The sequence below is a fragment of the Xenorhabdus szentirmaii DSM 16338 genome, from assembly GCF_002632585.1.
In the GTDB taxonomy this organism is placed as follows: Bacteria; Pseudomonadota; Gammaproteobacteria; order Enterobacterales; family Enterobacteriaceae; genus Xenorhabdus; species Xenorhabdus szentirmaii.
In genome coordinates, this window is sequence record NZ_NIBV01000003.1 from 1 (window position 1) to 13,495 (window position 13,495).

Sequence of the window (13,495 nt, forward strand, 5' to 3'; positions counted from 1 at the left end):
TTCCTTTGGCGAGAAAGATGCCTACTATAGCAACTGACCGCCTTTCTTAGAAATTGCACTTATTAGTCGAATCCAAGATATATTAATAAATAAGAACCATAAAAATATACTCTCATATATAATTACTGAGTTTTATGAAACATGAAGAACACATAAAAACATTAAATAAATACTCACAATTTGAATAATGAAAAATAGTTATCGCCTAATAATACAATCACATAGGTTTAATTATCATTGATAACAAAAGATATACTGATAGCTTATTTCAACAACACTCCCCCAAATATACTCTAAATATTTTTATTGACTTTTATTTGGCAAAAAAAACAAAAAATAAAGACTTGATTTGATTTGTGCTTTATGAGATTAATATTTATTGTCTTTACCATTCCTAACAAACCCCAATAATACACTTTAAATATAATAACAATAGTTAATTATTTTTTTGAGTTCCTTTCAATTAATTAAAACCATGAAATTTTGATTAAATCCCTTTTAATGACTCGATTATTCCGCATTTGCACTTGGTAATTAATAAAAAATAACAATAACTTAAGGAAAATCATGCAGAGAGCAACATTATTAAACGAAGTCAAGTACCTATTTTTATTATCAGGCCCCATCATCATCACTCAGCTGGCCAGAACCGGGATGGGCGCTATGGATGCCATCATGTCAGGTCATTATTCAACTAATGATTTGGCTGCTGTGTCCCTGGGAGGCAGTATTTGGTTTCCCATTTTTATATTGGGGCATGGCGTTATTATGATGTTGTCTGCTGATGTGGCAAAACACAGATCCCATAATGATATTGAAGAAATAAAAGAGAGCACAAATAGCTACATATCTGCCTCATTTTTTCTGTCAATCCCCATTATTATTTTCCTGTTTGCAGCTGTGCAACTTTTGTCTTTCATTGGTGTTAATGAAGAAGTGGTGAACATTACGGAAGGGTATATCACCGCAATGGCATTTGGCGTACCCGGCCTCATGATATTCAATGTATTTCGTTCATTACTGCAAGGGTTGGAAGATACAAAAATTGCCATGTATATCTCCTGCCTTGCTTTTGTCATTAATATACCTATCAATTATGCGTTCATATTTGGCAAGTTTGGTCTGCCGGAGATGGGAGGTATAGGCGCAGGCATTGCGACGACTATAGTCAATACGCTTAGCGCCATTGCACTAATTTTTTATTTTTTATATAAAAAAGAATATAAAAAATACCAATTTAAGCTCTCTCTTAAATTTAATAAAAAATTAAAGCAGCTATTTTCAGTGGGTATTCCAAGTGGAATGGCTCTTTTTATTGAAGTACTCTTTCTCGACATCATTTCATTTGGCGTTGCTACCCTTGGCCCCATTTACATTGCGGCAAATAACATCATATTGGTCATAGCTGCATTGATGTTTACCGTAACCGGTGGCTTTTCTACTGTTACCACTGTGAAAGTAAGTTACCTCAATGCCAAAAGAGATTTCCAATCAATGTTGCGTTTTAGCATCATAGCCACCGCAACAGGATTATTCATATCCTTTGTGCTCTGCACTATTTTCTACCTATACCCTGGTGCTATTATTAAGTTGTATACAAAAGACATGCTGGTGATCGATGTAGCCATGAGCATTGTGCTCTTTTTATGTTTTTTTCACTTATTTGATGCTTTTCAATTCATGTTGTCAGGTATTTTTCGAGGGTTGCATGAAACTAAAATAGTCTTCTATGCCCCGATCGCAGGTTATTGGCTCATCGGTATTCCTGTGGGTTTTATTCTGGGGCTGACAGATATCGTCACAGAGAAAATGGGATTGGTTGGCTTTTGGTATGGGCTTGTTGTGGGATTGATTATCAATGCAATCGTATTTTTAATCCTGTTAAGGGCAAAATTTAAAAGATTAACCAGATAAGCAGTCATGAGAGCCTGTCCTGTTTCATTCACTTGGGACAACTTAGGATCGGCTCTTCATCTTTTACCTTATTGTGCCGTATAACCGCCATCAATCGCGTAAAAAGCCCCGTCGTAAATGAACTTTCATCCGATAATAAAAATGCCACTGTTTTAGCCACTTCTTCTCTGCTTGCCATACGCTTCATCGGGGCGTATTTGCCATATTTTCCCTGACTTCAGCAGGGGATTTATTCATATGTGGTGTCTCAACATAACCCAGCCCAACCGCGTTAATACGAACACCTTTACCTGCAAATTCCAAAGCTGCCGAGTCGTTTGTTCAGCATCGCAAAATCAGCGGCCGGTAATAATGACTGTTGCTCCCCGCTGAAATAATTCTTTTGCAATTCCTTCTCCGATCCCCGTAGTTGCACCAGTGACAATTGCAATTTTTCCGTCAAAATAGCTCATCGTTCCTCTCCATACCGTTCGTGTCTTCACCCATTCATTGTTGTGCAAATACCCAATAAATGATGAACATATTGATATAATTGAAATAATAAGATGAGATTTATGTCACTTATTTGATTCCAAGAATGAACAGCAACGATTTTGCAGAAAGCTCAGGCGCACGAAAAATAAAGGCTAAGCTTTAGTTATTTACTTTTTTCAATGGTTTCACCAAGGATTCCAGTCCTTCAATTTTAATTGCTAAGGTCATTTCCATCAGTATCCCCAATTTACCCTGCGGAAACTCTCCCTTGCGGGCAAACCACAATAAATATTCCTCCGGTAAATCGATCAGCATGCGCCCCTTATATTTGCCGAATGGCATCGCTGTATTGGCTATTTCCAGCAAATTTTCTTTGTTCATTTCATCCACCTTTCTGACTACGTATAAAATTAAATATAAAAATAGACCCTGTATAAAAGAAAAAGTGGCATCTGCCAAGATGCCACTTTGTTTTTTCAATATGCAAATAGCCGGAAGGGATTAAAAACCAATGATCAACCCGGTAATTGCCGCAGACAGGAAACTTACCAGCGTAGAACCGAACAGCAGTTTCAGACCAAAACGTGCGACGGTATTACTCTGTTTCTCATTTAATCCTTTAATGGCACCGGCAACAATTCCAATGGATGAGAAGTTGGCAAAAGAAACCAAAAATACGGACAAAATGCCTTTCGAACGTTCGCTCAGTTCACCTGCGATTTCTTGCAATCCCTGCATCGCCACAAATTCGTTGGAAACCAGTTTTGTCGCCATGATGCTGCCCACTTTCAGCGCTTCATCACTGGGAATACCAATGATCCACGCCAGTGGGTAAAACACATATCCCAGACATTCTTGGAAAGTGATGCCAAATGCTAAATGAAAAATGGCATTGATACCCGCAATCAGGGCAATAAAGCCAATCAACATCGCAGAGACAATTAAGGCAACCTTGAAACCTGCCAGAATATATTCACCCAGCATTTCAAAGAAACTTTGCCCCTCATGAAGATTACTCATCTGAATGTCTTCTTCACTCTGAATGGAATAAGGGTTGATGAGCGACAGAACGATAAATGTACTGAACATATTGAGAACCAGTGCTGCAACAATGTATTTCGCATCCAGCATTGTCATGTATGCTCCCACAATGGACATGGAAACCGTAGACATTGCCGTCGCAGCCATTGTATACATCCGGCGCTCAGACATTTTTCCCAATACATCTTTATATGCAATAAAGTTTTCTGATTGCCCCAGAATCAATGAGCTAACCGCATTAAACGATTCCAGTTTGCCCATTCCATTCACTTTAGACAACACAGTGCCTATTGCCCGAATAATAATCGGCAACACTTTGATGTGCTGCAAAATACCAATCAGAGCAGAGATAAAGATGATAGGACACAATACATTCAGGAAGAAAAACGCAAGGTTAGCTTCTATCATGCCACCAAATACAAAACTGGTACCTTTTGCAGCATAAGACAACAAATGGACAAAGAGACTGTTAAACGCTTCAACAATCCCCAAACCCACATTCGAATTCAGGAAGAACCATGCCAGAAAAAGCTCAATGATAAGTAATTGGATAATGTAACGGATCTGAATATCCTTTCGGCTATTGCTTGCTAAAATCGCTAAGCCGCCAATCACAACCAATGCGAGTAAAAAATGGAAGATATGAGACATAAAAGAGCTCCAAACATGATACTGTGCAAATTTATAACTGCATTTTATGCAATGCGTAATAGTGGATTATGATAATAATCACATTAAATTACTATTACGCGGGTATAAATTTTTCTCTAACTCACCTAATCATGTCTTCCCTGGCACTGGTTTCAGATAGCTCGGATTCAGAAGAAACAGCGCTATTTCCCTAATAAACGAAGCATTTCTTCTTCATCAATCACAGGAATACCGAGTTCATTCGCTTTCGCCAACTTAGAACCCGCCGCTTCACCGGCGATAACCAGATCAGTTTTTTTCGAAACACTCCCAGTCACTTTTGCGCCCAACGCAGCCAGCTTATCTTTAGCCTCGTCTCTGGATAAACGGCTCAATGACCCTGTCAGTACGACTGTCTTACCGGCAAGCGGGCTGTCAATTTCATCCAAATTCGGGCTTTCAACGGATTCCCAGTGGATACCTATAGTATTGACCAAATCATCAATAACTGCCTGATTATGTGGTTCATTGAAGAAATTCACCACATGGCTGGCTACAATACCACCCACGTCTTGTACTTCAATAAGTGACTCAATGTCCGCTGCCCGTAGTTTTTCCAATGTTCCAAAGTGGGAAACCAGATTGGCGGCAGTCGCTTCCCCGACTTCTCTAATTCCCAAAGAGTAAATAAAACGTGCAAAAGTCGTTTTTTTGGATTTCTCCAAAGCATTAATCACATTTTGCGCAGATTTAGGCCCCATTCGCTCCAAACCCGTTAATTTTCCGGCAGTTAAGCGGAAAAGATCCGCAGGGGTTTTGACATACTCTTTATCAACAAGCTGCTCAATGATTTTTTCCCCCATGCCATCAACATCCATCGCCCGCCGAGAAACAAAATGCCTCAATGCTTCTTTGCGCTGCGCCCCGCAGAATAAACCTCCCGTACAGCGGGCAACGGCTTCTCCTTCAACACGTTCGATATCTGAGCCGCAAACCGGACAATGTTCCGGAAAAATCACTTCCTGTCGTTCTGTCAACTTGTCTTCATGAACAACACCTACGACCTGTGGGATCACATCTCCAGCACGACGAATAATAACAGTATCACCAATACGCAATCCTAGACGTTCTATTTCATCGGCATTGTGCAATGTGGCATTGCTGACCGTCACACCGGCAACTGATACCGGTTCCAAACGTGCCACCGGTGTAATTGCACCTGTACGCCCGACTTGGAATTCAACATCCCGCACGACAGTCATCTGCTCTTGAGCCGGAAATTTGAACGCAGTTGCCCAGCGAGGCGCCCTGGAAACAAAACCCAATGTTTCCTGTAGCTCAATAGAATTAACTTTGGCTACAATACCGTCAATATCAAAACCCAATGTAGGACGTTGCTGCTCGATATCACGGTAAAAATCCATGACTTGCTGAGTTCCCTGACACAGTTTCACTTTCTCACTGACAGGCAACCCCCACTGCTTAAATTTCATCAGGCGCTCATAATGGCTTTCAGGCAATTCACCGCCTTCCAAAACACCAACACCATAGCAATAAAAAGTAAGCGGGCGTTTCGCAGTAATACGAGGATCAAGCTGACGCAGTGATCCGGCAGCGGCGTTACGGGGATTGGCAAAAACTTTATTGCCTGTACGACGAGCTTCTTCGTTAAGTTTTTCAAACCCGGCCTGTTTCATGAATACTTCACCGCGAATTTCAACACGGGCAGGGATATCTTCCCCTTTCAGGCGCAAAGGGATCGCGCGGATAGTACGAACATTAGTGGTAATGTTTTCTCCCATCGTTCCATCCCCACGAGTTGCGGCCTGTACCAACTCTCCATTTTCATAGAGTAGGCTAACCGCCAAACCATCAAGTTTCAGTTCACAGCAAAACACCAAATCCTGACTATCTTTTAGACGATCGTGAACCCGCTTGTCAAATGCCAAATAACTTTCTTCATCAAATACGTTGTCTAAAGACAACATAGGGATCTCATGGCGAACTTGCTCAAAAGCCGTTAATGGTGCTGCACCGACACGTTGTGTGGGAGAGTCCGCTGTAATCAACGCGGGATGTTCTTCTTCCAGCGCTTTTAATTCTCGCATCAAACGATCATATTCTGTATCAGGGATCTCTGGTGCATCCATGACATGATACAAATACTCATGATGACGCAACAATTCTCTTAATTTTTTGATTTCTATTATAATATTTTCCATGATTTCTCACCAGAAATGAAAAAACCCCCGACTGGCGGGGGCTTTAAGACTAAACAGGGGATTTATTCACTGACGTTGAGCGTATTACGAATACGCGCTTTATAGTGTTCGATCATCTGCGGTGTAAGCATTTTACGCTCACCATCCAGAACCACTCCCCCTACATCAGAGGCAATGCGCTGTGCTGCCTGTAACATCAGTTTAAAATTCTGATTGGAATCACCATATGAAGGCACAAGCATAAACATAGAGATACCCGGTGTTGTAAAGTCTGTCATCTGATCTGGATCAAATGACCCCGGTTTTACCATGTTAGCCAAACTGAACAATACAGCACCACTGCCCGATGGATCCAAGTGACGATGAAAGATATTCATGTCACCAAAACGGAAGCCTGCCTGCAAAATGCTTTGAAGCAATACTTCACCATTCAGCTCCTGCCCATGATGAGCAGAAACATGCAGTACCAGTACTGTCTCTTTTGGAGACTGACCAGATTCAGCCGGCACTTTATTTTCTTCTGCTTTTGGCTGTCCTTCAACATCGTCAGCAATTGGCTCTGCTGCTCCAACTCCTGTTTGCTCTGCCTGATAAACCGAATCAAATAACCCCAGTTGTGGCTCTTCCCGTTGTTCTTCAACAACTTTTGCGGCAACGACTGGTTCATCCGATTGAGATCTCACAAGCAAAGGATCAGAATCATCATTTGGCATTGCCACTGATGATTCTGATGTACGACGTTTTATAACCGGCTCTTCATGATGTTCAATATGCGGTTTCCCCGAATTTTGAACATGCGGCTTCACCGCACTATCAGATGGCTCATCGCCATCATTATTTCCATTTCCCGTCTCTTCCTGACGCTCCTGTTTATGACGTTTAACTGGGCGATCACGAAAGAGTGATGAACGCTCTTTACGGCTGGTCCACAACCCATGTAATAGCAAAGCTATTATGGCTATCGCACCAACAACGATTAATATCAGACGCAAGTCCTGCATCATTGCTATCTCTGTTGTTTAAATTAATTGCCACCACGGCGGAATATTCTTTAGATAAGAGTATTTGTCAAACAGGACAAGTGCAAGTATCTATATACTTTTCTTATCATAAAGAGATATTCCCCCTGTTTTTCGGATGTTTTTTATACATAAAACTACTAGTCAGTAGAAAATCCTGCCTATATCATACCTTCTCAATCATCTAGGAGAGAATAAGAAAATATGACGAATTCGACAAAGTCGCGAAAACGTTTAAGTGGATTTCATTATATTGCTCAAGGTTGGCAACTGATTACCCGCCCTGGCATTAAGAGATTCGTTTTATTGCCTTTATTGGCTAATATCTTGCTTTTGGGTGGCTCATTTTGGTGGCTATACGGAAAACTGGATGTGTGGATACAATGGACTTTAGATAAAATACCAAACTGGATGCAATGGTTGAGCTATCTGATTTTTCCACTGGCTGTGATTTCTGTTGTGCTGGTTTTTACCTATTTCTTCAGCACACTGGCTAATTTTATTGCAGCTCCGTTTAATGGGTTGCTGGCCGAGAAACTGGAAGCTGACCTGACGGGTTTCCCAGCACCAGATACCGGCGTTATCGATTTACTCAAAGATACTCCCCGTATCCTAAAACGCGAATTGGTGAAGATTTTCTATTATATCCCCCGGGCTTTGGCGCTGTTATTGCTTTACTTTATACCCGGTATTGGCCAGACCATCGCACCCATTCTTTGGTTTATTTTCAGTGCATGGATGCTGTCTATCCAATACAGCGATTATCCATTTGATAATCACAAAGTCAGCTTTACTGCAATGCGCAATACCCTGCGGCAAAACAAGGTTGATAACCTTCAATTTGGCGCAGCAGTCAGCGTACTAACCATGATCCCCATCGTAAATCTGTTTATTATGCCTGTTGCTGTCTGTGGAGCGACCGCCATGTGGGTTGATCGCTATCGTGATCAGCATGCCCTGAATCGCTAATCACCAATCAAAAACCTTGAATTGGCAGGATAACCCTCTGACATATTTACAATTTGTTTGGGGGTTAATCATGAAGTGCCACAAAATCTTCTCTGCCTGCCATAAATAACCTAATAAATATAAATAATCATCAAATATTCTTTTATATAATAAGAATATATTGAAACTTTATTTCCATAAAGAAGATGTTAGCGTATGGTTAATCAGTATATAACGGTATTTTAGGGGTAATCAAACAATGAGCAAAATTTATGAAGATAATTCGTTGACAATTGGCCACACTCCGCTGGTACGCTTAAAAAATTTCGCTGATGGGCGTATTTTGGCAAAGATAGAATCCCGTAACCCCAGCTTCAGCGTAAAATGCCGTATCGGTGCCAATATGATTTGGGATGCTGAGCAGCGTGGTGTTTTAACGAAAGATAAAGAACTCATTGAACCAACCAGCGGAAATACTGGGATTGCACTCGCTTATGTTGCAGCTGCCCGAGGTTATAAACTGACATTGACTATGCCAGAAACCATGAGCCTTGAACGTCGCAAGTTGCTCAGGGCATTAGGCGCTAATTTGGTATTGACTGAAGGTGCAAAAGGCATGAAAGGGGCTATTGAAAAAGCCAACGAGATCCACGATAGCAACCCTGATCGCTACATACTCCTCCAGCAATTCAGCAACCCCGCCAACCCCAAAATTCATGAAAAAACCACCGGGCCTGAGATTTGGGACGATACCGAAGGTAATGTAGATGTGTTTGTCGCTGGTGTAGGAACCGGCGGTACGATTACCGGGGTTGCCCGTTACCTGAAAAATACACGAAAAAAACAAGTGACAATCGTGGCGGTAGAGCCTGAAGATTCTCCCGTTATCAGCCAGAAATTGGCAGGTGAAGAGCTTAAACTAGGGCCACATAAAATTCAGGGAATTGGGGCTGGTTTTATCCCTGATAACTTGGATTTAACATTAATTGACCGCGTATTTAAGATAAGTAACGAAGAAGCCATTAAAACCGCACGTGAACTTACTGAAAAAGAAGGCATTCTTTCAGGTATTTCTTCAGGTGCCGCTGTTGCTGCCGCTGTTAAATTATCTCAAGAAAATGAATACAAAGACAAAAATATTGTTGTCATTTTACCCTCATCAGCAGAGCGTTATCTCAGTACAGCACTATTCTCTGACTTAATTAACGATTAAAAGTTACTCTGTACCATTTTCTTTACGTTGACAAAAAAGCGCCTCTTAAGGGTGCTTTTTTGTGCATCAGATCAAAGTTTAAAGCTTTCCTAGATGATTTATTTAAGTAGCTTTAGTATTTAACCAGTAATTATTTTGATGCACGAAATTAATCGCTAAATGAGGCATCTAAAGCGTTGCTCAATTCAAGCCGTTACCCTGATAGTTTGTATTAATGCCAGCCATCGTGTGAATTAACATTAAATCAACAATGGAATGCATCAAGTGTGTTAATTTTTTGATAATGGTTAATATACCCAATGGGGTTCAAGTTAGCTAAAAAGCTCAGCTTGAGAATTGACGGATATACACTGTTTTTCATTATCAATTCAACGGTTGTACAAGCCAGCGCGAATTCAACGATTCTACCTTAGAATTCGCTTGGCTTATCAACGAACAACATTTAAGTTATTGAGGAAATACTATGTTCCAGCAAGAAGTTACTATTACTGCACCAAACGGCCTCCACACTCGTCCTGCTGCGCAATTCGTCAAAGAAGCCAAAGGCTTTTCTTCTGATATTACCCTGTCTTCCGGAGGCAAGTCTGCCAGCGCAAAAAGCCTGTTTAAGCTGCAAACGTTGGGATTAACTCAAGGTACAGTCGTAACAATTGCTGCGGAAGGCGAAGATGCTCAGAAAGCCGTTGAACATTTAGTAAAACTGATGGGTGAATTGGAATAATCTTCCCGCTTAATCAAGCCAATTTGTTTCTCTCGGTTCATCCCCGGAATGTAAAATCCGGGGATATTTAGAGCCTCCGCCCATGAAGGCTTAACAAAAGTAATCACACCCGCGGTAAGGTCATTAAGGTCATATAGTATGATTTCAGGTATCTTAGTATCACCAGGTATCGCTTTCGGTAAGGCACTATTACTGAAAGAAGAACCCATTATTATAAATCAGAAAAAAATCACGTCTGAACAAATCGAACACGAAATCTCCCGCTTCAAGCAAGGCCGCGACAAATCTTCCTCTCAATTAGAAACAATAAGAAAAACAGCAGAAAAAAATCTGGGCGAAGAAAAAGCCGAAATCTTCGAAGGGCATATCATGTTGCTTGAAGATGAAGAATTGGAACAGGAAATTGTCAGCCTCATCAAAAACAATCTGAGCACGGCAGATGCTGCTGTTTACTCCGTGATTGAAGATCAGGCTAAGGCACTGGAAGAGCTGGATGATGAATATTTGAAAGAACGTGCTGCCGATGTGCGTGATATCGGCAAGCGCTTGCTGAGAAATATTCTGGGTATGTCAATTATTGATTTAGGCTCAATTGAAGAAGAAGTCATTTTAGTTGCCAATGATCTTACTCCGTCAGAAACAGCACAACTCAATTTAGATAAGGTGCTGGGCTTCATTACTGATTTGGGCGGCCGTACATCTCATACATCCATTATGGCCCGCTCCTTGGAATTACCTGCAATCGTTGGTACGACCAATGCAACCACACAAATAAAAAATGGCAGTGACTTAATTCTGGATGCGGTCAACAACAAAATTTATATAAATCCATCCGATACTGAAATTGAACAGCTTAAAGCCGCAAAAAACGAATATCTGACAGAAAAAACGGAGCTGGCAAAGCTAAAAGACCTACCTGCCATCACGCTGGACGGCCATCAGGTTGAAGTCTGCGCAAACATCGGAACGGTACGTGATGTCACGGGTGCCGAACGCAATGGTGCAGAAGGTGTTGGTTTATACCGCACTGAATTTTTGTTTATGGATCGTGATGCCCTGCCAACTGAAGACGAGCAATTTGAAGCTTATAAAGCAGTGGCGGAAGCGGTTGGCAATCAGGCCATTATCGTCCGGACAATGGATATTGGTGGGGATAAAAACCTGCCTTATATGAACCTGCCAAAAGAAGAAAACCCATTTCTTGGCTGGCGTGCAATTCGCATTTGTCTTGACCGTAAAGAAATTCTACACTCTCAATTACGTGCTATCCTAAAGGCTTCTGCATTTGGTAAACTTCGGATCATGTTTCCAATGGTGATTTCAGTTGAAGAAATACGAGAGCTGAAATCTGAATTGTCACTGCTTAAAAATCAATTGCGCAGTGAAAACAAAGCATTTGATGAATCAATTGAAGTCGGCATTATGGTGGAAACCCCCGCAGCGGCAACGATTGCACATCATCTTGCAAAAGAAGTTGACTTTTTTAGTATTGGGACAAACGATCTAACTCAGTATACTCTGGCGGTAGACCGTGGTAATGAGCTGATTTCTCATCTTTACAACCCGATGTCACCAGCAGTGTTGAGCTTAATCAAACAAGTCATTGATGCCTCACACGCAGAAGGAAAATGGACTGGCATGTGTGGAGAACTTGCAGGTGATGAACGCGCGACACTATTGCTCTTGGGCATGGGATTGGATGAATTCAGCATGAGTGCGATATCAATTCCACGCATTAAAAAAATCATCCGTAATGCCAATTACAATGATGCGAAGGCACTGGCAGAGCAAGCGTTAACTCAGCCAACAGCACAGGAATTGATGGATTTGGTTGACACTTTTACCAGAGAAAAAACACTCTGCTAAACATATTAGCCAGGACACGGTCCCATTAAAATAATTAGGAGAAGATTTATGGGTCTGCTTGATAAATTGAAATCTCTGGTTTCAGACGATAAGAAAAACAGCGGCAGTATTGAAATTATCGCCCCATTGTCAGGTGAAATAGTCAACATTGAAGATGTTCCAGATGTTGTTTTTGCCGAAAAAATTGTAGGCGATGGTATAGCCATTAAACCAACTGGCAATAAAATCGTTGCTCCTGTTGATGGCACCATTGGCAAAATCTTCGAAACCAACCATGCTTTTTCTATCGAATCTGATAGTGGCATTGAGCTGTTCGTCCATTTTGGTATTGATACTGTTGAACTGAAAGGGGCAGGCTTCAAGCGCATTGCCGAAGAAGGCCAGCGGGTCCAAAAAGGCGATTTGGTTTTAGAGTTTGACCTGGCATTTCTGGAAGAAAGGGCTAAATCAACCTTAACTCCTGTTGTTATTTCCAACATGGATGAAATCAAAGAGTTATCCAAAGTTAGTGGTTCAGTTGTCGTGGGTGAATCCGTTATCATGCGCATCAAAAAATAACTGTTCATCTCAAATAATGTGAGTAGCACATGAAACGCCACTGTTTTATCAGGTAATTTTCTTAAGTTAGCCTGATAATACAGGGGCGATTTTTTTATTCACTCCCCATCATTGGAATTATCTCCATTAATGCGGTGAGTCCGGAGAAATTTCTTCCCACTTGCAGGATAACGGCTTTTGCCACTGCCAAAGACGCGTGATTATCAAGTTGGCATCGATACTGGGGTTCATACCCTTGCATATAAGCGTGTTTGCTCATGGCACGAACCACTTTTCTGGCATAGCCTTTTCCTCTGAAAGCCTCCAATGTCAGCACACCAATATCAGCAATTTGTGCATTCGACCAAGGATACATACTCGCAGCACTGACCAGATGTTCATGTTCAAAAGCTCCGAATACCAACCAATGCTCCAGCTCTACATAAGTGCTGCCCAAATCCTGCTCAGGAGCTGAAGATTGGAACTCCGAAAAAACTGTTTCATCCCCTTCTTTCGTTAGCTCACGTAAAGCCCCTTCTGACTTTTCCTGCATCAGGACATTTTTTCAGTATCAGAGAAATAAAAAACATAGTCAGCATCATACAAAATAATATCTGCTTCCTTCAATTTCTGCCGAAAAATAGATTCAGACATCTTATCTTGGTGATAAAGACCTGCTTTTTCAGCCAATTGTGGGGTCAAAACAGCCATGACCCGATGATCTGACGTTTCCAGCACTTTGACTCGGCTCTCTTCTTTCAGATCCTTATTAGTTACCAAGGTAAAAACATCATCACGATAGAGAACATTCCCATTCGATAATAATGAAGAAAACCCAAAATCCGTTATTATTTTTGAAAAAAAAGACATATTTTTTTACTCGTTTCGGTTGGAATCAATCATATTAATT

The 13,495-nt window shown here is 41.2% G+C and carries 13 protein-coding genes and 1 pseudogene; 6 read left to right on the plus strand and 8 right to left on the minus strand.

The window, feature by feature from the left end:
- Window positions 1–567 precede the first annotated feature (567 nt).
- Window positions 568–1,914 carry an MATE family efflux transporter gene (locus Xsze_RS18685; protein WP_099137995.1) on the plus strand — a complete coding sequence of 449 codons (1,347 nt, stop codon included), beginning with the start codon at window positions 568–570 and terminating at the stop codon, window positions 1,912–1,914.
- Window positions 1,915–1,982: 68 nt separating this feature from the next.
- Here Xsze_RS18685 and Xsze_RS23410 read toward each other — a convergent pair.
- From Xsze_RS23410 to zipA, 6 genes and pseudogenes are all read right to left on the minus strand, one after another.
- Window positions 1,983–2,226: pseudogene (locus tag Xsze_RS23410) on the minus strand (SDR family NAD(P)-dependent oxidoreductase); the annotation flags it as partial.
- Window positions 2,227–2,249: 23 nt separating this feature from the next.
- Complete coding sequence (locus Xsze_RS21885; RefSeq protein WP_141557185.1) at window positions 2,250–2,366, minus strand: SDR family NAD(P)-dependent oxidoreductase; 117 nt, start codon at window positions 2,364–2,366, stop codon at window positions 2,250–2,252.
- Between the two features lie 181 nt (window positions 2,367–2,547).
- Window positions 2,548–2,769, minus strand: coding sequence for a DUF3820 family protein (locus Xsze_RS18695; protein WP_038234473.1), 222 nt, complete (start codon window positions 2,767–2,769; stop codon window positions 2,548–2,550).
- A 120-nt stretch (window positions 2,770–2,889) separates the two neighbouring features.
- Entirely contained in the window at window positions 2,890–4,080 is a 1,191-nt protein-coding gene (locus tag Xsze_RS18700) for a NupC/NupG family nucleoside CNT transporter (protein WP_038234476.1), read from the minus strand.
- A 182-nt stretch (window positions 4,081–4,262) separates the two neighbouring features.
- Window positions 4,263–6,281 (minus strand): NAD-dependent DNA ligase LigA, encoded by a 2,019-nt coding sequence (ligA, locus tag Xsze_RS18705; RefSeq protein WP_038234478.1) that lies wholly within the window; start codon window positions 6,279–6,281, stop codon window positions 4,263–4,265.
- A 62-nt stretch (window positions 6,282–6,343) separates the two neighbouring features.
- Entirely contained in the window at window positions 6,344–7,285 is a 942-nt protein-coding gene (gene zipA / locus Xsze_RS18710; RefSeq protein WP_038234480.1) for a cell division protein ZipA, read from the minus strand.
- Window positions 7,286–7,504: 219 nt separating this feature from the next.
- Here zipA and cysZ point away from each other — a divergent pair, with 219 nt between their 5' ends.
- The 5 genes from cysZ to crr all read left to right on the plus strand — a co-directional run bounded on the left by cysZ (window position 7,505) and on the right by crr (window position 12,606).
- Window positions 7,505–8,269, plus strand: coding sequence for a sulfate transporter CysZ (cysZ, locus tag Xsze_RS18715; protein WP_038234482.1), 765 nt, complete (start codon window positions 7,505–7,507; stop codon window positions 8,267–8,269).
- Between the two features lie 238 nt (window positions 8,270–8,507).
- On the plus strand, window positions 8,508–9,461 hold the full coding sequence (gene cysK / locus Xsze_RS18720; RefSeq protein ID WP_038234484.1) for a cysteine synthase A: 954 nt from the start codon (window positions 8,508–8,510) through the stop codon (window positions 9,459–9,461).
- Between the two features lie 463 nt (window positions 9,462–9,924).
- The gene (ptsH, locus tag Xsze_RS18725; protein WP_038234486.1) at window positions 9,925–10,182 is read left to right on the plus strand and encodes a phosphocarrier protein Hpr; all 258 of its coding nucleotides are present in this window, start codon (window positions 9,925–9,927) and stop codon (window positions 10,180–10,182) included.
- A 138-nt stretch (window positions 10,183–10,320) separates the two neighbouring features.
- Window positions 10,321–12,048, plus strand: a complete 1,728-nt coding sequence (ptsI, locus tag Xsze_RS18730) for a phosphoenolpyruvate-protein phosphotransferase PtsI (protein WP_038234488.1) — start codon at window positions 10,321–10,323, stop codon at window positions 12,046–12,048.
- A 48-nt stretch (window positions 12,049–12,096) separates the two neighbouring features.
- Entirely contained in the window at window positions 12,097–12,606 is a 510-nt protein-coding gene (crr, locus tag Xsze_RS18735; RefSeq protein ID WP_038234490.1) for a PTS glucose transporter subunit IIA, read from the plus strand.
- Between the two features lie 94 nt (window positions 12,607–12,700).
- Here the strand turns inward: crr and Xsze_RS22885 are convergent, their stop codons facing one another.
- The gene (locus Xsze_RS22885) at window positions 12,701–13,138 is read right to left on the minus strand and encodes a GNAT family N-acetyltransferase (RefSeq protein WP_244431734.1); all 438 of its coding nucleotides are present in this window, start codon (window positions 13,136–13,138) and stop codon (window positions 12,701–12,703) included.
- Window positions 13,138–13,455 (minus strand): hypothetical protein, encoded by a 318-nt coding sequence (locus tag Xsze_RS22890; protein WP_244431735.1) that lies wholly within the window; start codon window positions 13,453–13,455, stop codon window positions 13,138–13,140. Before Xsze_RS22890 ends, Xsze_RS22885 begins: the two co-directional genes overlap by 1 nt.
- Window positions 13,456–13,495 lie beyond the last annotated feature (40 nt).